Source organism: Luteibacter yeojuensis (genome assembly GCF_000964085.1).
Classification (GTDB): Bacteria; Pseudomonadota; Gammaproteobacteria; order Xanthomonadales; family Rhodanobacteraceae; genus Luteibacter; species Luteibacter yeojuensis_A.
Genome location: NZ_JZRB01000015.1, coordinates 69,660 through 90,518 on the forward strand (window position 1 = coordinate 69,660; position 20,859 = coordinate 90,518).

16 protein-coding genes are annotated in these 20,859 nt (G+C 68.2%); 6 read left to right on the forward strand and 10 right to left on the reverse strand.

Annotated elements, in window-relative coordinates:
• Window positions 1-50: 50 nt before the first annotated feature.
• The 3 genes from VI08_RS07905 to rpoH all read right to left on the reverse strand — a co-directional run bounded on the left by VI08_RS07905 (window position 51) and on the right by rpoH (window position 3,016).
• A complete protein-coding gene (locus tag VI08_RS07905; RefSeq protein WP_045829024.1) occupies window positions 51-1,421 on the reverse strand; it encodes a sensor histidine kinase in 1,371 nt (456 codons plus the stop codon).
• Window positions 1,399-2,079 (reverse strand): response regulator transcription factor, encoded by a 681-nt coding sequence (locus VI08_RS07910; RefSeq protein WP_045829025.1) that lies wholly within the window; start codon window positions 2,077-2,079, stop codon window positions 1,399-1,401. Before VI08_RS07910 ends, VI08_RS07905 begins: the two co-directional genes overlap by 23 nt.
• Before the next feature lie 76 nt (window positions 2,080-2,155).
• Entirely contained in the window at window positions 2,156-3,016 is an 861-nt protein-coding gene (gene rpoH / locus VI08_RS07915; protein ID WP_045829026.1) for an RNA polymerase sigma factor RpoH, read from the reverse strand.
• 378 nt (window positions 3,017-3,394) lie between these two features.
• On the opposite strand from rpoH, the gene VI08_RS07920 reads away from it, so the two are divergent.
• Window positions 3,395-3,763 carry a type II toxin-antitoxin system PemK/MazF family toxin gene (locus VI08_RS07920; protein WP_052697771.1) on the forward strand — a complete coding sequence of 123 codons (369 nt, stop codon included), beginning with the start codon at window positions 3,395-3,397 and terminating at the stop codon, window positions 3,761-3,763.
• A gap of 188 nt (window positions 3,764-3,951) precedes the next feature.
• On the opposite strand, the gene ung is transcribed toward VI08_RS07920, so the two are convergent.
• From ung to VI08_RS07945, 5 genes are all read right to left on the reverse strand, one after another.
• A complete protein-coding gene (ung, locus tag VI08_RS07925; RefSeq protein ID WP_045829028.1) occupies window positions 3,952-4,653 on the reverse strand; it encodes a uracil-DNA glycosylase in 702 nt (233 codons plus the stop codon).
• Window positions 4,650-5,489 (reverse strand): response regulator, encoded by an 840-nt coding sequence (locus VI08_RS07930; protein WP_045829029.1) that lies wholly within the window; start codon window positions 5,487-5,489, stop codon window positions 4,650-4,652. The genes ung and VI08_RS07930 overlap by 4 nt, the downstream gene beginning before the upstream one ends.
• A gap of 10 nt (window positions 5,490-5,499) precedes the next feature.
• Window positions 5,500-6,480, reverse strand: a complete 981-nt coding sequence (gene ftsX, locus VI08_RS07935) for a permease-like cell division protein FtsX (RefSeq protein ID WP_052697772.1) — start codon at window positions 6,478-6,480, stop codon at window positions 5,500-5,502.
• Complete coding sequence (gene ftsE, locus VI08_RS07940) at window positions 6,477-7,154, reverse strand: cell division ATP-binding protein FtsE (protein ID WP_045829030.1); 678 nt, start codon at window positions 7,152-7,154, stop codon at window positions 6,477-6,479. Before ftsE ends, ftsX begins: the two co-directional genes overlap by 4 nt.
• A gap of 133 nt (window positions 7,155-7,287) precedes the next feature.
• A complete protein-coding gene (locus VI08_RS07945; RefSeq protein ID WP_045829031.1) occupies window positions 7,288-9,039 on the reverse strand; it encodes a DEAD/DEAH box helicase in 1,752 nt (583 codons plus the stop codon).
• Window positions 9,040-9,377: 338 nt separating this feature from the next.
• On the opposite strand from VI08_RS07945, the gene trxA reads away from it, so the two are divergent.
• From trxA to VI08_RS07960, 3 genes are all read left to right on the forward strand, one after another.
• Window positions 9,378-9,704, forward strand: a complete 327-nt coding sequence (gene trxA / locus VI08_RS07950) for a thioredoxin TrxA (protein ID WP_045829032.1) — start codon at window positions 9,378-9,380, stop codon at window positions 9,702-9,704.
• Window positions 9,705-9,859: 155 nt separating this feature from the next.
• Window positions 9,860-11,644, forward strand: coding sequence for a transcription termination factor Rho (gene rho, locus VI08_RS07955; protein ID WP_084621371.1), 1,785 nt, complete (start codon window positions 9,860-9,862; stop codon window positions 11,642-11,644).
• A gap of 307 nt (window positions 11,645-11,951) precedes the next feature.
• Window positions 11,952-13,322 carry a glutamate--cysteine ligase gene (locus VI08_RS07960; RefSeq protein WP_045829033.1) on the forward strand — a complete coding sequence of 457 codons (1,371 nt, stop codon included), beginning with the start codon at window positions 11,952-11,954 and terminating at the stop codon, window positions 13,320-13,322.
• A gap of 133 nt (window positions 13,323-13,455) precedes the next feature.
• Here the strand turns inward: VI08_RS07960 and VI08_RS07965 are convergent, their stop codons facing one another.
• A complete protein-coding gene (locus VI08_RS07965) occupies window positions 13,456-14,880 on the reverse strand; it encodes an OmpP1/FadL family transporter (protein ID WP_045829034.1) in 1,425 nt (474 codons plus the stop codon).
• 229 nt (window positions 14,881-15,109) lie between these two features.
• Here VI08_RS07965 and VI08_RS07970 point away from each other — a divergent pair, with 229 nt between their 5' ends.
• Together VI08_RS07970 and VI08_RS07975 are read left to right on the forward strand one after the other, a co-directional pair.
• Entirely contained in the window at window positions 15,110-15,412 is a 303-nt protein-coding gene (locus VI08_RS07970) for a YcgL domain-containing protein (protein WP_045829035.1), read from the forward strand.
• A gap of 90 nt (window positions 15,413-15,502) precedes the next feature.
• A complete protein-coding gene (locus VI08_RS07975) occupies window positions 15,503-18,940 on the forward strand; it encodes an ankyrin repeat domain-containing protein (protein WP_045829036.1) in 3,438 nt (1,145 codons plus the stop codon).
• An 85-nt stretch (window positions 18,941-19,025) separates the two neighbouring features.
• On the opposite strand, the gene VI08_RS07980 is transcribed toward VI08_RS07975, so the two are convergent.
• Window positions 19,026-20,834: a monovalent cation:proton antiporter-2 (CPA2) family protein gene (locus tag VI08_RS07980; protein WP_045829037.1), complete on the reverse strand. Its 1,809-nt coding sequence runs from the start codon at window positions 20,832-20,834 to the stop codon at window positions 19,026-19,028.
• Window positions 20,835-20,859 lie beyond the last annotated feature (25 nt).

Sequence of the window (20,859 nt, forward strand, 5' to 3'; positions counted from 1 at the left end):
GCCCCCGCCAGAACCTGCGGCGTAGTTAAGATTTATTTAGGCGTTACCGGCTACACCGCCGGGCAGGTCACCGAGAACACCGCGCCGCGCTCGTTGCCGCCCACGGCGAGTGAGTAGCCATGCAGGCGCACGATGGCGCTGACGATGGCCAAACCCAGGCCACAGCCGGGCTTTGCACGCGTCTCGTCGCCCCGGTAGAACCGGCGGAACACGGCTTCGCGCTCGCCCACCGGGATACCCGGGCCGGTGTCGGCGATGTCGATGCGGGCATCACCCGTCGGGTCGGTAAGGGCCACGAGGCGGATGGCGCCACCGTTGGGCGTGAACTTGATGGCGTTGCCCACCAGGTTGGCGAAGGCTTCGAACATCAGCTGCGGGTCGCCGCGCAGGGGCGGCAGCTTGCCCACGTCCAGTTCGAACAGCTGGTGCCGGTCCTCGGCCAGCGGCGCATAGAACTCGTGGACGTTCTTGAGCACCACGCCGAGGTCCATGTCCTCGAAGCAGGCGCTGCGCTGGCGGTCTTCCAGTTCCGATACACGCAGCAGCGCGCGGAAACGCGCCAGCACGGTGTCGATCTCCTCGACGGCGGCCTCGAGCTGGTCGCCCTCGGGCTGGCCGGCGAACTGCTGCTGCACGCGGTAGAGCCGCGTGCGCATGCGCGTGAGTGGCGTGCGCAGGTCGTGCGCGATGTTGTCGGTGACGCCTTTGACCTCGCCGAGCAGGCGCTCGATCTCGCCCATGGCCTGGTTGACGGTGCCCGCCAGCAGGTCGACCTCGTCACCCGCGCCACTCACCGGCAGGCGCACGCTGAGATCACCCTCGCGGATGGGCTCCATGGCTTGCTGGATCTGGCGGACGCGGCGCGCGGGGCGGCGCGCGATGAGGATGCCACCCAGCAGGCCAGGCAGCAGCGTGAGCGAAAGCCCCCACAGGGCGCCACGGCGGATGATGGCGCCAAGGCCATCAATGGTGGCGCTTTCCTTCACCACGACAAGCCGCTGGCCGTTGGGCAGCGTGCTGGCCAGGCCACGGGCACGGCGGCCGTTCTCGCTCGGGTGGTCTTCCACCATCGCCGATACCGGTTGCACCACGCCATCGGTGTCGAGGCCTTGGGGCACCTTGGCCACGTTGCCGGCGATGCGACGGCCCTGCGCATCGAACAGGCCCACGGCCATGAAGCCCGTGGCGTCGATGGCGCTGGCGGCATCCACCGTATCCATGAGGCGGCGTGGGTCGGTCTTTTCGAGGTAGTGGATGCGCGCGCTAAGCATGCCGTCCACCACGTTGGTGAGGTAGCGCGACGACTCCCACTGGACGACGCCCAGCAGCACCACGCACCAGATGGCGAACAGCGCCCCGTAGATGAGGATGAGGCGCGAGGTGGCCGAACGCCAGGCGTCAGTCAGCGGGCGCAAGGACATACCCCGAGCCACGCACCGTGCGGATGAGCGGCACCTGGCCGGCCCCGTCGATCTTGCGACGCAGGCGGCCGATATGGACATCGATCACGTTGGTGCCGGGATCGAAATGGAAGCCCCACACATGCTCGAAGATCATCTGCCGCGTCACCACCTGGCCGGCGTTGCGCATGAGGAACTCGAGCAGGCGGAACTCGGTGGGTAGCAACGTGAGCGGCTGGCCGTTGCGCAAGGCGTTGTGGCGGACAAGGTCGAGCTCGAGATCCTCCACGCGCAGGCGGGTTTCCCCGGCAGCGGGGCGGCGGCGGCGCAGCAGCACCTCGGCGCGGGCGGCTAGCTCATCGGGCGAGAAGGGCTTGGTGAGGTAATCGTCGCCACCGGCGCGCAGGCCGCGGACACGCTCATCCACGTCGGAGAGCGCGCTGATCATCAGCACCGGGGTTTCCACCGCGCGCTTGCGCAGCTCGGACACCACGTCGATGCCGTCCATGCCGGGCAGCATGCGATCAAGGGTGATGATGTCGTAGCCATCCTCGAGCGCGCGGGCCAGGCCGTCGCGGCCGTTGGCCACCCAGTCGGCATGCAGGCCGTGGGCGCCCAGCTCCGCGACGATATCGCGGGCGGTGACTTCGTCATCTTCGATGACCAGGGCCCTGGGCATCCTTCTCTCCACGTCGGGGGCAACGGAAAACGGCCCCACGAGGGGGCCGTCCCGGATCTTACGCCGTTCGCCGCGCTCAGGCGGCGATGGCGACGCGCATCTTCTTCATGGCGTTGGCTTCGATCTGGCGGATGCGCTCGGCGGAAACACCGTACTCATCGGCAAGATCCTGCAACGTGGCCTTGTTGTCCTCGGCCAGCCAGCGGCGCTGGATGATGTCGCGCGAGCGGGCGTCGAGGTTGGCGAGGGCCGAACCCAGTGCGCTCATCTGGTTATCCGAGGCATCGGCCTCGGCCAGGTTGTCGTACGGGTCGGCTCCTTCGTCGACCAGGAACGCCGCCGGTGCCGGCTTCTCGTCCTCGTCGGCATCGGCCGGGGCTTCGAAGCCCACGTCGCGGCCCGAGAGGCGGCTTTCCATCTCACGCACGGTGGCTTCGGGCACGCCCAGGTCGTGGGCGACCACGCGAACCTCCTCGGCGTTCATCCAGCCCAGGCGCTTCTTGCTCTTGCGCAGGTTGAAGAACAGCTTGCGCTGCGCCTTGGTGGTGGCCACCTTGACGATGCGCCAGTTGCGCAGGATGAACTCGTGCATCTCGGCACGGATCCAGTGCACGGCGAAGCTGACGAGGCGCACGCCCTGGTCGGGGTCGAAGCGCTTCACCGCCTTCATCAGGCCGATGTTGCCTTCCTGGATAAGGTCGGAGAGCTGCAGGCCATAGCCGTTGTAGCCGCGGGCCACGTGCACCACGAAGCGCAAGTGGGACATCACCAGCTGGCGGGCGGCGTCGAGGTCGGCGTCGTCGTGGAAGCGCCGCGCTAGCGTCTGCTCCTCGTCAAGGCTGAGCACCGGGATGCGGTGTACGGCCGCGATGTAGGAATCCAGACTGCCAACGACGCTCGGTAGCCCGTAGTTACGGGTGGCGAGGGCTTGGGACATGTGTGGAACCTCCTGAAATGATCGGTGCAGGTTAGCAGTCTCCCTATGGGAGTGCTAACCCCAGCCGGAGTTCAAACTGGTTAGCTGTACTCAATGGTACAGAAATAGCCTTGGGATGTCCAGCGGACCCCCGGTGGCATTCAGGAGGCAGACGGCCGACCGGGGCGGCCCGGCAGCCTGGGCGACCCCTAAGTATCCGCCCTGCATCACATTTGGAGGCTGGGCGAGTCATTCTCAAGGGATCGCGATCCCATCGGGCTCTCCCTACTGCAGGAAGCGGCGCGCCCTGACCTTACCCGGCACCCAAGGCGGACAGATGACCATGAACACTCTCCTTACCCTGTCAGGATGGGGCTTCGATCACGCATCCGGCCAGGCATGGTCCTCGTCTGCGAATTCCCGCCGCAGGACCAGATCCGCACAGGCGAGATGACGAAGGTGCGTCCGGTTGTCGTGGTGAACCGCCGAATGTCATCCCGGCCCGGGCTAGTCAATGTCATACCGATCAGCATGACCCCGCCACGCGTGCTCGCTCCCTGGCACGTCGCGGTACCTGCGACGGCCATGCCCGCGGGGTGGCGCGAAAAGCCTGGCACGCGCTGGGCCAAGTGCGACATGGTTGCCACGGTCAGCATCGAGCGGCTCCGCGCATCGACGCGGCATTCGCGGGTTCCCGTTTCCTTCGTCACGCCTGAGACGCTTTGCGCGATCCGGACTGCGCTCGGCTATCTCTTTGAGATCGTCTAACAACGTTCGCGCTTGAGCCGCGTCTGATTGCACAGTCGATGGTCTATCGATATCGTTCACGGGTCGATCGGCAACGCCGATCAAGACCTCACCATCGTCGTCCGGATGGCCGGTGAGGCGGACCATGTCACGATGACAAGTACGTGGTTGCTAAAGCCCGCGCGCTCACGCCGCGGGCTTCTGTCGTTCTAGGCTTCAAGAGTTGCCCGTGGCGGCAGCGACCAGTCGACAGGCGCCTCGCCGCGCGATGCGAGATACGCATTGGCTTTCGCAAAATGTGCGCAGCCCATGAAACCACGATGCGCCGATAGCGGCGACGGGTGCACGCTGCGCAGCACGCAGTGGCGCTTGCTGTCGATCAACTGGCCCTTCTTCTGCGCGTGGCTGCCCCACAGCATGAAGACGAGGCCTTCGCGCTCGCGGTTGAGCGCGTCGATGGCGGCATCGGTGAAGCCTTCCCACCCTTTGCCCTGGTGCGATCCTGCCTGCCCCGCTTCCACGGTGAGCACCGCGTTGAGCAGCAGCACGCCACGATCGGCCCACGGCGTGAGGCAACCATGGTCGGGGCGCGCGATATCGAGGCAGGCCTCGATTTCCTTGAACATGTTCTGTAGCGACGGCGGTACGCGCACGCCGGGCCGCACGGAGAAGCTAAGGCCATGCGCCTGGCCGGGGCCGTGGTAGGGATCCTGGCCGAGGATGACGACGCGCACCTTTTCAAAGGGCGTGTGTTCGAAGGCGTTGAAGATCTCGGGGCCCGGTGGGTAGATGACCTTGCCGTGCGCTTTTTCGTCACGCAGAAAGGTGGAAAGCGCCAGCATCTCCGGCCGGTCGAGGTAATCACCGATGCGCGCCTTCCAGGAGGCATCCAGACGCACGCGATCGTTCAAGCGTCCGCCTTCGTGCGCAGGTGCAGGGCAACGCGCAGCTGGAACAGGAGCTTGGTGATGAGCAGCTTTTCCTCGACGGGCTTCTCGACGAGGTCGTTCGCGCCAGCGCGCAGCAGCGCGGCCTGGTTCGCGGGGTTCTCATCGCCCGTCATGATGAGCGTGGGCAGCTTGCCCTTGCCGTAGCCGAACTCATTGCGGATGCGTTCGACCAGGTCGCCGCCGGTGAGCTCGCCCTTGAGGCTGACATCGGTAAGCACCACGTCGGCGCCGACGTGGCCCTTCGCCTTGGCGATGCGAAGGAAGTCGATGGCCTCTTCCGCGCTGATGACATGGTGCACGGTGAGGCCGTATTTCTCCATCATGCGGCGCGTGGCCAGCGCCACGACGCGGCTGTCCTCCACGTACAGCACTTCGCCTTCGGCGCCGCCCTCGGGGCGCACGTAGCCGCGGATGAATTCGGCGAGCGCCTCGAAGCCGAGTGATTTGTCGAAGTAGTCGGTAACGAACTCGCCAAGTTCGCGGCGGTGAAGGCGCTGTTCGACATCACCCGACACGACGACAATGGGCATGTAGATCTGCGGCGTGGCCTCGCGGACAAAGCGCGCGACGTCCAGGCCATCCATGTCCGGCAGGCGCAAGGCCACCGTGACGAAATCGAAGACGCCGCGCTGGAGCTCGGATTGCGCCTCGGCCCCCGTGCCCACGCCGATGATCTCGACACCCGGCACCTCGGCGGTGACCACGCGCGAGATGAGCGAGCGGACCACCTTCGAGCCATCCACGAGCAGGATGCGTGGCGTGGCGCCGGCGACGCCTGAACCGATGTTGGTAGCCACCGGGCGCCCCTCAGGCCGTCGCCGCGCGGCGGATCTGGCGCGCGCTGACCAGCCGCGCCCCAAGCCAGCCGAGCACCGCCGACGCCACCGGCACCGAAACGAGCAACCACGCGGGCAAGCCGCCGAACTGCACGCTACCGTCGTAGGCGGCGGCGAGGCGCCCCACCGGGCCGGCCATGGCCAGCTCGATGACGACCGCGAGCACCACGGCGAGGATGCCGGCGAGCAAGCCGAGCCAGATGCCCGCGTAAAGGTAGGGACGCCGCACGAAGGGGCGGCTGGCGCCGATGAGCAGCAGCACGCCGATCTCCTCGGCGCGGCTCTGGATGTCGACGCGGATGGTGTTGCCCACCACCAGCAGCGCGGCGATGCCGAGCAGCAGCGCCAGCAGGGTGGTGGCGCGCGCGCCGACGCCGAGGATGGCGTCGAGCCGCTGCCGCCACGCACCGGTGTCCTGCACCATGTCGACGCCCGGCGTGGCCTTCATCGAATCGACAAGGCGGGCCGCGTCATCGGCGGAGAGGTGCGCCTTCGGCTGCACCGACAGCACATAGGGCAGCGGGTTTTCATCGAGTGACTGCAATGCGCCGGAGAACCCCTGCACTTCGGCCAGCTCGGCCAGGCCATCCTTCGGCGTGCGCACGGTGATGGCCTCGACCTCGGGGCGCCCGCGCAACGCAGACGCGGCCGTTTCGGCCATGCCGGCGCCCTGCCCCGGCTTCATGAACGCGCTGATGGTCTGGTTGCGGCCCAGCGCATCGCCCATGCGCTCGACATTGCCCAGCAGCAGGTAGAACGCCAGCGGCAGCGCCAGGGCCACGCCCATGACCGCCACGGTGAGCAGCGTGCCCAGGGGGCGCGCGGCGAGGCGACGCCAGCTGATCGACATGCTCCAGAAGTGGTGCTCGCGCCACGCGCCCACGTGGCGCGGCGTGGTACGCCGGGTCTTGTCGGGCTCGGGCGTGCGGCGCGGTTCGCGGACGGTGTTCATACCACCTCCGTGGCCGGCACGTCGGCCACCAGCTTGCCGTGGTCGAGGACGACAACGCGTTTCTTCATGCGCTTGATAAGCATCAGGTCGTGGCTGGCCACGAGGACGGCGGTGCCCACCGCCTGGAATTCAGCGAACAGGCCCATGATCTCCATGGCCAGCTGCGGGTCGAGGTTGCCCGTGGGCTCGTCGGCGATGAGCACGGCCGGCTTGGCCACGATGGCGCGGGCGATGCCCACGCGTTGCTGCTCGCCGGTGGACAGGGTGCCGGGCAGTTGCTTCTCGTAGCTGAGCAGGCCGACTTTCTCCAGCGCGGCACGCACGCGGCGGGCACGCTCGGTGGGCGTGACGCCGGCGATGATGAGCGGCAGCTCGACATTGGCGAACACGCTGCGATCGAGCAGCAGGCGGTGGTCCTGGAAGACCATGCCCAGCTTGCGGCGGACCCTGGGGATATCGGACGGGCGGACGGTGTTGAGCTTCTGGCCGTCGAGCGTGACCACGCCATTGGTGGGGCGCTCGATCATGGCGAGCAGCTTGAGCAGGGTGCTCTTGCCGGCCCCGGAGTGCCCGGTGACGAAAGCCATCTCGCCGGCGTCGACCTGGAAGGAGACATCCGTAAGGGCCTGGTGGTCGCCCTCGTATCGTTTGCTCACCAGATCGAAACCGATCACCGCGTTACCCGTTGGCCCGTGAAGCCTAGAGGATACGGGATGCGACGGGCGTTTTGGCTGGCGGCGATCGCGGATTCAGCGCAAGCACGCCCCCGTGGGAGCGCGCTTGCGCGCGATGGCCGCGCCAGGCGCCTCAGCGCCCGCCGAAAATCCGGCCAAGGCGGCGGAAGAAGCCTTCCTTCTTCACCGGCGCGGCTGGCGCGGGGGCGGCGGCCGGGCGGGCGGCGGCCACGTGGCGCGACGGGCGGCGGTTGCTGTTCGAGGCACCGGCCTCACCCGAGCCCGGACGCGGCGCGGCCGAGCTGTCGGTGTCCTGGATGCGCACCTGCGGCGTACCCTCGCCACCACCTTCGCGACGGCCGCGCCCACGGCCGCCACGGCGGCGGCGCTTCTTCGGTGCCGAATCCGCGGCCATGGCCTCGGCGGCGGCGGGCAGGTCGGCGACGGTTTCCGCGACGACCACCGTCTTCACCGGCACCTCGGTGGAGGTGGCGGCGGCCGGCTTGTCTTCGCGGGGACGACGCTCGCGCGTACCGGAACGCTCGCCGGAACGGCTGCCCGAACGCGAACCGGGGCCACCACGGCCACCGCGACCACCGGCGCCACGGCCGCCCTTCTCGGGCGGGGCGCCGCGCGTCGGCACGTGGCCGCCCGTGTCGTTCGGGTCGTCGATTTCATCCTGCACGCCATCGGCACGCGGGCGGGGCGCCGGCATCACCAGCATCCGCGCGTCGATCGACGCGGCGGGGATCTTCTGGTTGATGTAGGTCTCGATATCCGGCAGGCCCATGGCGTACAGGTCGCACGCGAAGCTGATGGCGTCGCCTTCGGCACCCAGGCGCGCGGTGCGGCCGATGCGGTGCACGTAGTCTTCGGCGTCCTGCGGCAGGTCGTAGTTGAAGACGTGGCTGACAGCCGGGATGTGCAGGCCGCGGGCGGCGACATCGGTGGCCACGAGCATGTCGATCTGGCCATCCTGGAAACGCTGGAGCAGTTTCTGGCGCTTCACCTGCGGCACGTCGCCCGAGATGGCGCCGACGCGGAAGTTGTGGCGCTTGAGGCGGTCGGTGATGCGCTCGGCGGCCGCCTTGGTGTTGACGAAGATGATGCTGCGCTCGGCCTTGCTCTCCTCGAGCAGGTTCAGCAACAGCGGCATCTTTTCTTCCTTCGAGGGGAAGTAGACCACCTGGCGGACGCGATCGGCCGTGACGTTTTCGGTCTCGACCACCAGCTTCTCGGCCTCGTGCATGTGCTCGTAGGCAAGCTCGAGCACGCGATGGCTGAGCGTGGCGGAGAACAGCAGCACCTGGCGCTGCTCGCGGGCCGGCAGGCGGCGGAAGATGAAGCGCACGTCCTTGATGAAGCCGAGGTCGAACATGCGGTCGGCTTCGTCGATGACCATGACCTCGACGCTGCCAAAGCCGAACACGTCCTGCTTGTAGTAATCGAGCAGGCGGCCCGGGGTGGCGATGATGATGTCGCAGCCATCACGCAGCTGCTGGCGTTGCTTGTCGTAATCGACGCCGCCGTAGATGAGCGCGCTGCGCAGGCCCGTGCCCTTGCCGATCGTCTGGAAATCCTTCTCGATCTGGATGGCGAGCTCGCGGGTGGGCGCGATGACCAGGGCGCGCGGGTCGGCATCCTTGCGCCCGGGGGCGGCCGGGTTCTTCAGGAGCCGGTCGACCAGGGCGACGAGGAAGGCGAAGGTCTTGCCGGTGCCCGTCTGGGCCTGGCCGGCGACGTCGCGGCCCGTGAGGGCGACCGGGAGGGTCAGCGCCTGGATGGGCGTGCAACGGGTGATGCCGGCGGCGGCGAGGCCCTGGTGCAGCAGGGGATGGAGGTCTAGGTTTTCGTAGAAAACGTCGGTAAGTACGGTCTGGGACATGATGGGCCTGGAAGCTTGCGCCGCGCTGGCGCGGCGCCGTCCCGGCGGCAGGGAATGCACCACGGGACGGGTGTTGGGGGGCGCGGATGCCCAGCCCGGCGGCCACCGCTGGCATAGGTGAACCGGCTGCGTGAACCGGTTTACCTATGTCAACGGAAACCACCCGCCGGCATCTTGAATCGCTTGAATCGCGCCCCTAGTTGGGTTGGAATGAGGGCCCACGGCTGCAATGGCCAAGACCTTCGGTTCCGGTTAACCCCGCGACATGGGGCTCCTAAGTGTAGCCGATGCCAGCGTCACGGTCGTCAACCCCCTTTAACACCCGCCTGGAGACCACGGTGAGCGACAAGATCACCCATACCAGCGACGCCGCCTTTTCCAGGGACGTCCTCGAATCCGACACCCCCGTCCTGCTCGACTTCTGGGCGGAATGGTGCGGCCCGTGCAAAGCCATTGCCCCGGCGCTCGACGAGCTCGCCGGTACTTACGAGGGCAAGGTGAAGATCGTCAAGATCAACATCGACGAAAACCAGCAGACCCCGCGCCAGTTCGGCGTCCGCGGCATTCCCACCCTCATGCTCTTCAAGAACGGCAAGGTGGAAGCCACCCAGATCGGCGCCGTCAGCAAGGGCCAGCTCGACCAGTTCATCCAGAAGTCCATCTGAAGCCGTTAGGCTTCCGTTAGCCGCTGCGTGGGGCGCTTTACGTTGCGCCTCACGCGATGCTAGGCTCTAAGCGTTCGCCCCGGGACACCTCGCTGTCCCCCATGCCGCGAACCTTCCCACCTCCTTCTTCCAACGGCGCCCCGTGAGGTTTGCCCGTGTCCGATATCGAAACGAAAGATTCCATCGACGCCAAGGGCGCCGGCGACCAGCCTGCGACCGAGCCGCGTCCCCGCACCCGCCGCAAGGCAGCGGCACCGGCCGCGGAGGCTCCCAAGGTAGAGACGAGCGCGCCGGCTCCCGCCCCTGCGCCAGCACCCGCCCCCGCTCCGGCCCCGGCACCCGCGCCGCAGGCCGAGCTCCAGCTAGGCAACGGCAACCCGCCGGCCGAAGCCCGCCAGCCGCAGGAGCCGCGTGAAGGCGGCCAGCAGCAGGGTGGTGGCCAGCATGGCGGTGGCGGCCAGCAGGGTGGCAACAACGGCGACCGCCGCGAGCGCGAAGGCCGTGGCCGTCGCCGCCGCAACGAGCGCAATCAGCAGCGCCAGGGCGGCGGTGGTGGCGGTGGCAATGGCGGCGGCAACAACGGCAACGGTGGTGGCAACTACCAGCACCAGCGCAACAACAACAATGGCTACCCCGTCGACGACGACGAGAACGCCGACGCCGGCAGCAACGATCGCCTGATCAACCTCACCGAGCTCAAGCGCAAGAACTCCATCCAGCTGCTGGAGTTCGCCGAGTCGCTGGGTATCCGTGAGGGCGTGGCCCGCCAGCGCAAGCAGGACGTGGTGTTCAACATCCTCAAGGCGCATGCCCGCTCCGGCGGCGGCATCTGGGCCGAAGGCGTGCTCGAGATCCTGCAGGACGGCTTCGGCTTCCTGCGCTCCGCCGACGAGTCGTACCTGGCCGGCCCCGACGACATCTACGTCTCGCCGAGCCAGATCCGCCGCTTCAACCTGCGCACCGGCGACTACATCACCGGCCGCGTCCGCCACCCGAAGGAAGGCGAGCGCTACTTCGCCATGCTCAAGGTGGACGACATCAACGGCGACCCGCCGGAGGCGTCCAAGAACAAGCTGCTGTTCGAGAACCTCACCCCGCTGTTCCCGCGCAAGGCGTTCAAGCTCGAGCGTGGCAACGGCTCCACCGAGGACATCACGGGCCGCATCCTCGACCTGGTGGCGCCGATCGGCCGCGGCCAGCGTGGCCTCATCGTCTCGCAGCCGAAATCCGGCAAGACGATGATGCTGCAGAACATCGCCCAGGCCATCCAGTACAACCACCCCGACGTCCACCTGATCATGCTCCTGATCGATGAACGCCCGGAAGAAGTCACGGAAATCGCCCGCACCGTCCGCGCCGAAGTCATCAGCTCCACCTTCGACGAGCCCGCCGTGCGCCACGTGCAGGTGGCCGAGATGGTCATCGAGCGCGCCAAGCGCCTGGTCGAGCACAAGAAGGACGTGGTGATCCTGCTCGACTCCATCACCCGCCTGGCCCGCGCCTACAACACCGTGGTGCCCAGCTCGGGCAAGGTGCTCACCGGTGGCGTGGACGCCAACGCCCTGCAGCGCCCCAAGCGCTTCTTCGGCGCGGCGCGCAACGTGGAAGAAGGCGGCAGCCTCACCATCATCGCCACGGCGTTGACCGATACCGGTTCGAAGATGGACGAGGTGATCTACGAGGAGTTCAAGGGCACGGGCAACATGGAAGTGCACCTGTCCCGCCGCATCTCCGAGAAGCGCGTCTACCCGGCCATCGACATCAACCGCTCGGGCACCCGCCGCGAAGACCTGCTCATCGATCCCGACCTGCTGGCCAAGATCTGGATCCTGCGCAAGCTGCTGCACCCGATGGATGAACTGGCCGCCATGGAGTTCATGCTCGACAAGATGAAGAACACCAAGTCGAACGACGAGTTTTTTAATTCGATGAAGCGCTGAGGCAGGCCCGCCGCCTCGCTGTACGCCGAAAAAGGCCGTCCGTCGGGGCGGCCTTTTTCGTTGGGAGCGGGGGCGGGAGGTGGGAAGTGGGGGCGCACGGATTAGGGGCGATGCACTCCAAGCTCGCCTCAAACGACGCGCGGCCATGCCAGCCGACTCGCGCCTTCGCCGCGATCCGCGCCCCCACTTCCCACCCCCCACCTCCTCTTTTGTTACCCTGCGCGCGTTCTGGCGACCTTTTGCGCGCCATCGATTGCCCCCATGTGGACGCAACGCACCCACAACGCACCATCTCCAAGGAAGTTCCGTGTCCATTCCCAGCGCCGCGAAAAGCACGCCCATCGGCGACCGCAACGACCTGGTCGCCTATGTCGCCGAGGGTGAGAAGCCGCGCGAGCAATGGCGCATCGGTACCGAGCACGAGAAGTTCGGCTTTTATGCTGACGACCTCACTCCGCCCCCGTTCGAAGGCCCCCGCCCCGGCATCCGGGCCATCCTCGAGGGCCTGGCCGCGCGGTACGACTGGGACATCGCCCGCGAGGGCGACACGCCGGTCGCGCTGACGAAGGGCAAGGCCAACATCACCCTGGAGCCGGCCGGCCAGTTGGAGCTTTCCGGCGCGCCGCTGGAAACGATCCACCAGACCTGTGAAGAGGTGAGCACCCACCTGCAGGAAGTCCGCTCGGTGGCCGACGAATTCGGCATCGGCTTCCTGGGCATGGGGTTCCAGCCGAAGTGGCGCCGCGACCAGATGCCATGGATGCCCAAGGGCCGCTACAAGATCATGCGCGAGTACATGCCCAAGGTCGGCTCGCTCGGCCTGGACATGATGACCCGCACCTGCACCGTGCAGGTGAACCTGGATTACGCCAGCGAAGCCGACATGGTGAAAAAGTTCCGGGTGGCGCTGGCGCTGCAGCCCATCGCCACGGCGCTCTTCGCCAATTCGCCCTTCACCGAGGGCAAGCCGAACGGCTACAAGTCGTTCCGCTCCCATGTATGGACCGATACCGACGCCGACCGCACGGGCATGCTCGATTTCGTGTTCGAAGACGGCTTCGGCTACGAGCGCTACGTCGATTACATCCTCGGCGTGCCCATGTACTTCAGCTACCGCGACGGCACTTATCTCGACCTCTCGGGCAAGGATTTCCGCACGTTCATGCGTGGCGAGCTTGCCGAGTTGCCAGGCGTGAAGCCCACCATGAAGGACTGGGCCGACCACCTCACCACGGCTTTCCCGGAGGTGCGCCTGAAGCAGTACCTGGAAATGCGCGGCGCCGACGCCAGCCCGTGGAACCAGCTTTGCGCCCTGCCCGCGTTCTGGGTGGGCCTGCTGTACGACGACGTGGCCCTCGATGCCGCGTGGGACCTGGTCAAGGATTTCAGCAACGCCGAGCGCCACGCCCTGCGCGATGGCGTGCCGAAGCACGCGCTCGACCTCGCGTTCCGCAACCACACGGTGCGGGAACTCTCGCTCGAGGCGCTGAAGATCGCCGACCACGGCCTGAAGCGCCGCAACGTGGTGGGCAACCGCGGGGCCGACGAATCGATCTACCTCGAGCCGTTGCTGGAGATCGCCCTCTCGGGCAAGACGCAGGCCGATACGAAGCTGGAGCAGTTCCACGGGAAGTGGAATGGCTCGGTGGATCCCGTGTTCAAGGAATACGCCTACTGAGGCGGATAACCTGTGGGAGCGCGCTTGCGCGCGATCGCGCGCAGGCGCGCTCCCACAGCCACAGCAAGGGCGCAAAAAAAAACCTCCCCAGCGACGGGGAGGTTTTTTTTCAGCTACCAACCGCCGGCGGCGATCAGAACTGGTACTTGGCCGACAGGCTGAGCAGGTTGCCCTTGTCGTCGTTCTCGCCGACGAGGCGATCCTGCGTGGCGCTGACCGAGCCGCCGATGTGCGCCTTGTTCACGAAGATGTGGGCGTAGCCGGCGTTGATCTCGAACTTGTCGGTGGCCTTGTAGCCGACACCGAAGGCGACCCACTTGCGGGTCGAATCCGGCACGCGCGGCGAGCGGGTGTCGTCGTACGTCGGGGTGGTGTCGACCGCGATACCGCCGCGGACGGTGAACTTGTCGTTGACGTAGTACTCGCCGCCGACCGAAGCGAACCAGCTGTTGCGCCACTCGTAGACTTCAGAGGTGGCCGGCTGGTTCGGGTTCGAGTAGTTGACCGTGAGGTTCTTGAACGAATCCCACTTGGTCCACGACAGGTCGAAGCCGAGGCCGAACTTCTCGTCCTGGTGCCAGAAGCTGGCGGTGGCCACGGCCGGGGTTTCGAAGCCGGCGGTGCCATCGGTGTGCGTGAAGGGCGGCTGGCCCGAGCCCAGCAGCGCGCCAACCGTGGGGTTGGAGAGCACGGCCGTGACGTTGGCCGGCATGGTGAAGTTACCCGTGCCTTCCAGGTGGTGCTTGATCGAGCTGCGCCAGTTCAGCGCGAAGCGATCCTGCGCGGTGAGCTTCCAGATGGCGCCCAGCTGCCAGCCGTAGGCCCAGTCGTCGCCCTTGATCTTGGCCATGCCGTCGCTGCCCGGGGGCACGATGGCGGCGTACTGCTGTGCCAGGGCACGCGCGACCAGCGGCGAGATCTGGCCCGAGGCGGCGGCGCGCTGGATCAGGCCCAGGCCGACGGTGTTGTAATTGATGGCGCTGGTGAGCTCGGCGCTGGTCTTCTGCGCGATGAAGCTGGCGCCCAGGGCGAAGTTATCGGTGACGTCGAACGAGGCCGACAGCGTGGCGTCGAACGACTTGAAGTCGGACTTCACGCCGTTGTAGCGGCCCTTCCAGTCGGAGTCGTACTCGGTCTTGAAGCCGAACGGGGCGGTGAGGCCCAGGCCGACGTGGACGCGGTCGCTGACCTTCGAGGCGAAGTACAGGGCCGGGACCGGGATGGTGGTGCCGGCGTCGCCGCCGTTGCCGCCGGAGATGGGACGGCCCTGGGCATCCGTGGCGGTGCCGTGGAACTTGGTGCTGAAGTTGATGCCGGTGACGTCGGCCTGGAAGGTGTTGCCCTCCAGCAGCGACATGGCGGCCGGGTTGTTCACGATGACGGAGGCATCGTCACCCGCGGCGGCGGAGCCGGCGAACGCGCGGCCGAGCGCCTTGGCGCTGTTTTCCTTGAGCTGGAAGGCACTGGCGTGCGCGGCCTGCGGAGCCACGAGCGCGCCGGCGATGGCCAGCGAAAGGGCCGCGACGGCCAGCGGGCGGGTGTGGAATGTGATCTGCATGCGGAGCGGCTCCTGCTTATTGTTCTGACGGGACTGAACGGGGCGGAAAACGTGAAAAGTTAGCCGTTTTCATACGCGCGTTTAACAATCTGGGGTGGAACTCTGGCCGACTTGACCAAGATTTTGCAAGTGCTGGTGCAACAATCCTGAAACAGGACACAGTTTCGGGCCGCCGCCCGCGGGCCGATCCGGTAGACTGGCCCACCGAGCCGCCGCGAGACCTGCCGTCATGCACTGCTTCGTCTACGCCAGCCTGCGCAAGCCCGATACCTACGTGTGGCTTAACCGCCGCGAGGCCTTCGACCTGCTCCCGGAACCCCTCGTCCTGCTGCTTGGCGAGCTCCGCTTCGTGCTCGAGGTGGAGCTCACGCCGCAGCGCAAGCTGCCGCAGGAAGACACTGAGAAAGTCCTCGCCAACCTGGGCTCACAGGGCTGGCACCTGCAGGCGCCGCCCAACGAAACGCTCAGTGTCTGCAACCAGCCCAACCTCAACCGCGAGATCGACCCCAACGCGTCCATCGTCCGGGCCTGACCTGGCCGGAACGGCGCATGCGCGGGCCCCTGCGCACGGGTTAACACGGCGTTACCGCGCAGGCGTGGCGCGGTCCGTATACTCGCGCGCATGGCCAATCCCAAACGTCGTCGACCGCCGCTGATCAAGGCGCTGCCCTGGTTCCTGCCCGCCCTTGCCGCTGTCGCGTGTGCCGGCCTCACCGCCTCGCCGCTTGCGCTCATCCCGCTCCTGCTTGCCAATGCCCTGGCCATGGCGGCGGTGTGCCACGCCATCGGGTTCGACCCCGAGCCGAGCTACCTGCGCACCGCGCTCCGCCGCGGCTCGGCCTACGTGGTGATGTTCACCGTCTACACCTTCGCGGTGTTCGTGCTGGTGGCCTACCCGCTGCTCAAGCTCACCCAGGCGCCCAGCCTCGCGTGGGCGCTCATGCTCGCTGTCGCGCTCGTGGTGGCGCTGGGTACCCTTTGGCGCGTGTGGCCTGCGTTCGGCCTTGTTTACCTGTGGGATGACGCCTACCCCGAGGACAGTGGCAACGGCTCGTGGATCTTCACCGCCGTGGCGCGCTCGGCCAGCTTCGGTCGCCACCTTTCCGCCGAGGAGCGCTTCTTCACCCATTTCGTGCCCGCCGCGCTGGGCCTGCTGGTGCTTGCGTTCTGCGCCGTGGCGCTGTCAGGTCTCTACGGCGTGCTGCCAGCCGAGATGCGCCTTGCCGCGCTGGGCGCCTATGCCGTGGTGTTGCTGCCGCTGTGCTCGTTGCTCATCGCGAACCGCACGCTGCGCGCGCTGCTGTGCGATCGCCGCGGCCATATCCGCACGGCGCGCGCCGATACCCGCCGCGAGCCGGTGGTGAGCGATGCCCACGTGGTGCCGACCCCCACGCCCATCCCCGAGCTCTCGACCGAAGAACGCCAGCCGGCGATCCGCGACGGTGCCCTGCTCGAGGCGATCCGCGCCGGCGATGTCGCCCGTGCCGTGGCACTGGTCGAAGCCGGCGCGAACCCGGATACCGAAGCGGAAGCCGGCGACCGCGACCAGCGCCCCGTCCTCACGCTCGCCGCGCTCTCCGCCGATACGCGGCTGCTGCGCGCGCTGATCGCGCGCGGTGCGCAGGTGGACCGCCCCCACCACGGCGTCACGGCGCTCCTGGCCGCATGCCGCGACAGCTGGCATGGCCGCCCCGATGCCGTGCTTACGCTGCTCACCAATGGCGCGAACGCGAAGGCCACCGATGCGGAAGGCAACACGGCGTTGCACGGTGCGGTGCTCAGCGCCGAACCCACCGTGGCCGCCATGCTGCTCGATGCCGGCGCGCCGGTCGACGCGGTGAACGCCGCGGGCGAGACGCCGCTGGCCATCGCCTGCCGTGCCGCCAACTGGGCACTCGCCCGCTTCCTCCTCGAACACGGTGCCAAGCCCGCGCCCGTGGGGGCCGAGCCGGCCCTCGTCGCCGCCGCCAGCATCGCCGACGACGATGCCGAAGGCATCAAGGTGCTGCTGCGCCACAAGGCCCCGGTGAACGGTGCCAGCGCGCACGGCCGCACGGCGCTCATCGCCGCGGCCGCCGAGGGCCACGAACAGGTGGTGCGCGCGTTGCTCCAGGCCCACGCCAACCCGAACCTCGCCGACCGCCACGGCACCACCGCGCTGATGGAAGCCGCCCGCTCGGGCGCCACCGGCATCGTGCAGCTCCTTGCCGATGCGCAGGCCGACGCCGCGCCGCGCGATGGCCACGGCCGCGACGCGCTCACCCTCGCCACGCAATCGCCCCGCGCACAGCCCGCCACCGTGCGCGCGCTGCTTGCCATGGGCGCGCAGGCGAAGGAGCCAGGTGCCGATGGCCGTAGCCCGCTCGACCACGCCGCCGCGGGCGGCCGCTGGGATTTCGTCGCGCTGCTCGACCCGGATACGCCGCTGCCCACGTCGCTGAGCGAATCGGTGCTCCCCGAAGCCGGCGCGGATTCGCCGCTGCACCTGCACGATGCACTGCGCTTCGGCCACTGGGCCGTGGCCTCCACCTTCGCGGCCAAGGTGCGCGAATGGCCCGCCGACGAACTCGCCGGGCTGTACATCGACCTCGCCGGGCCCGGCTTCGACCATGCGCGGGCGTGGCTGTTCGACCACGGCCTGTCGGCCGAAGCGCGCCTTGCGGTGCCGGCGGACGAGGCCGAGGGCACGCTGGGGCGCCGCCTGTTCGATGCGCTGCTGCCGCAGCTCCCGCAATCCGCCGACGCGTTGCTGCAGCTGATGCGTGCCGGCGCCTCGCCCGCGGGCACGGGCCTGCTGGGCCAGGCCATCTGCCGCCTCGATGGCACCGATGAACGGCTGGCGCTCGCCATGCTGGACGCGGGTGCCGACCCGTTCGGCGCCGATGCCCGTGGCCGTACGCCGGTGCACATGGCCGCCGCCACCGGTTGTCAGCGCCTGCTGGGTGCATTGCTTGCACGCGGCCTCGACCCGAACGTGCGCGACGCCGGTGGGCGCACGCCGCTGCATGCAGCGCTGGAACACGGCGGCGATGCCTTGCCACTGGTGCGCCAGCTCGTCGCCCACGGCGCCGACCCTGAAGCCGCCGACGTGAACGGCGAAACGCCGTACGGCCTCGGCATCGGCCATGGCGACGTGGAACGCTGGCTGAGCTGGCCCCAGTGGCCGCTGCCGGGCCGCGCGCTGCGTGCGGCCGACCTGCCCGCGGCCGCCGCCGCGGGTGATACGCATGCCGTCGACCGGCTGCTCGAGCTTGGCTTCGACGTCGATACACGCGATGCCCAGGGCGCTACGGCCCTGCTGCGCGCGGCGGGGGCCGGCCAGGTCGATGTCGTGGCGCACCTCATCGCGGCCGGTGCCGATGCCACGGCCAGCGCCGCCTCCGGCGTCACGCCACTCGCCGCCGCCGTCAACGCACGCCGCGACGCGGTGGTCGAACACCTGCTCGCGCACGGCGTCGCCGTCGACCAGCGCCTGCCCGGCGAGACCACCGCCCTGATGATCGCCGCCGCGCTGGGCTACCCCGAGATCGTTGAACGCCTGCTCGCCGCCGGTGCCGATGCGAACGCGGAAGACGCCCACGGCCACACCGCCCTGCACGCGGCCACGCAGTTCTGCTTTGGCGGTACCGACAGCCTCCGCGCGCGACGCCTGCTCGACATCGTGATTGGCAAGGGCGCCGACGTGAACAAGGCCGACAAGGATGGCGCCACGCCGTTGCTCCTGCTGCTGGGCGCGCACATGCGCCCCGGCACGAACGCGGATGCCACGCACCTTGGCGCGCTGGTGCCGGTGCTGCTCGATGCCGGCGCGAAGATGGAACACGCCGACCACCGGGGCGTCAGCGCCCTGCACGCATGCGCCATGCACGCCCTGCTGCCACCGGCGCGCGTGCTGCTCACCCGTGGCGCCAACCGCCAGGCGGCCGACGCCTTCGGGCGCACGGCCGGCGACGTGGCACGGCACCTGGGCTATGTGGATATCGCTCACGAGCTGGGCGTGCGGGCCAGCGCGATCCCGAGTGTGAGGCAGACGTTGCGGCAGCCTGCGCAGCCAGACTAGCGGGTGATGGGTAATGGGTGTCGGGAGTGGCTTCGCTGGAACCCTCGGGCCATCCGGATGCCACTCCCATCACCCGTCTCCCGATCTACTTTTCTTCAGCCCGCTCGCGCTCATCCACGGCATCGGCCTCGAACAGGTGCTGCAGGTCGTTCAGCGCATCCTTCGTGCTCTGCACCAGCGCCGCATCGTCGTCGTAGACCAGGTACTGCGAGCGCAATACCTGCTCATCGTGCTTGCGGAAGCGCGCGATGCGCGCCTCGACGACCTCGGGCGGCATGTCCAGCGCCTCCAGCACGTGGCGCGTCATGACGAGGCTTGAGTAGAACGTTTCGCGCACCGGGTCGTCGACGCCGATATCCATCAGGCGGAACACGTGCTGGCGGTTGCGGGCGCGGGCGATGATCTTCAGGTGCGGGTACTGGCGGCGCACCAGCCGCGCGGTGCGCAGGTTGGCTTCCGGGTCGTCGGTGGCGATGACGAAGACGCTGGCCTTTTCAGCCTGTGCCGCGCGCAGCATCTCCGGGCGCCCCGGGTCGCCGAAGAAAAGCGACGTGCCACCGAAGCGGCGCGACGTTTCCACTTGCTCCACCGAGCTCTCGAGGGCCACGAACTGGATGCCCTGTGCGCGCAGCACGCGGGCGACGATCTGGCCCATGCGGCCAAAGCCCGCGATGATGACGCGCGGCGTATCGGCCTCGATGGTGTCGAACTCGCGATCGGGCTTGCGGGCACGCTCGTGCACCAGCCGTGCGGCAAGCATCACCAGCAGCGGCGTCAGCGCCATCGACAGCGAGATGGCCATGACCATGAGCCCGCGCTGCGGCTCGGTGATGATGCGTTGTTGCTGCGCCAGGTTCAGCACCACGAACGCGAATTCGCCGCCGGCGGCCAGCACGGCGGCCAGCCGCACCGCGTCGGCATTGGTCAAGGCACCCACCACCCGCCCCAGCGGCATGATGAGCAGCGCCTTCACCGCGAGCAGCGCGGCGACGAGCCCGAGGATGACGAGCGGCCTGGCCATGAGCAGCTGCAGGTCGACCGACATGCCCACGCTGATGAAGAACAGGCCGAGCAGCAGGCCTTTGAAGGGCTCGATGTTGGACTCGAGTTCGTGGCGGTATTCCGAGTCCGCCAGCATGATGCCGGCGAGGAAGGCGCCCAGCGTGGTGGAGATGCCGGCGAGCTCCATGAGCCACGCGGTACCCATGACGACCAGCAGCGCCGTGGCGGTCGACACCTCGGTGCTCTTCGCCCTGGCCACGAAGCGGAACACCGGGCGCAACAGCAGGCGGCCGCCGATGATGACGCCAAGGATGGCGCCCACCACGCGCAGGACGCTGAACAGGTCGGGCGCGTGCGCATCGCGCGCCAGCGCGCCGCCCAGCAGGGGCACCGCGGCGATGAGGGGGATGGCGGCGAGGTCCTGGAACAGCAGGATGGCAAAGGCCTGGCGGCCATAGGCCGTGCCTGCCTCCTTGCGCTCGGCGAGGATCTGCAGGCCGAACGCCGTGGATGACAGCGCCAGGCTGCCGCCCACGATGACGGCGGCTTTCCAGGTCAGGCCGAACAGGTAGTAGGCGATGGCACCCAGCGCGATGGCGCAGACGATGACCTGCAGGCTACCGGTGCCGAACACCGCGCGGCGCATGACCCAGAGGCGCGACGGTGAAAGCTCGAGGCCGATGACGAACAGCATCAGCACGACACCGAAATCCGAGATGGTGGCGACGCCTTCGGTATCGCTGACCAGGCCCAGCGCGGAAGGGCCGATGACGACGCCCGCGAGCAGGAAGCCCAGCACCGCGCCGAGACGGAAGCGCTTCGTCAGCGGGACGGCGATGACCGTCGCCAGCAGGAAGACGACCGCCGTCTGTAGGAAGTGATGCCCGTCCATCCGCCGCTCCCGGAAAACTGCCGGG

Coding starts and splice junctions, on each gene's coding strand:
- VI08_RS07905 (WP_045829024.1), bottom strand. CDS start 1,421: ATGTCCTTGCGCCCGCTGACTGACGCCTGGCGTTCGGCCACCTCGCGC.
- VI08_RS07910 (WP_045829025.1), bottom strand. CDS start 2,079: ATGCCCAGGGCCCTGGTCATCGAAGATGACGAAGTCACCGCCCGCGAT.
- rpoH (WP_045829026.1), bottom strand. CDS start 3,016: ATGTCCCAAGCCCTCGCCACCCGTAACTACGGGCTACCGAGCGTCGTT.
- VI08_RS07920 (WP_052697771.1), top strand. CDS start 3,395: ATGGTCCTCGTCTGCGAATTCCCGCCGCAGGACCAGATCCGCACAGGC.
- ftsX (WP_052697772.1), bottom strand. CDS start 6,480: ATGAACACCGTCCGCGAACCGCGCCGCACGCCCGAGCCCGACAAGACC.
- VI08_RS07945 (WP_045829031.1), bottom strand. CDS start 9,039: ATGTCCCAGACCGTACTTACCGACGTTTTCTACGAAAACCTAGACCTC.
- VI08_RS07965 (WP_045829034.1), bottom strand. CDS start 14,880: ATGCAGATCACATTCCACACCCGCCCGCTGGCCGTCGCGGCCCTTTCG.
- VI08_RS07970 (WP_045829035.1), top strand. CDS start 15,110: ATGCACTGCTTCGTCTACGCCAGCCTGCGCAAGCCCGATACCTACGTG.
- VI08_RS07975 (WP_045829036.1), top strand. CDS start 15,503: ATGGCCAATCCCAAACGTCGTCGACCGCCGCTGATCAAGGCGCTGCCC.
- VI08_RS07980 (WP_045829037.1), bottom strand. CDS start 20,834: ATGGACGGGCATCACTTCCTACAGACGGCGGTCGTCTTCCTGCTGGCG.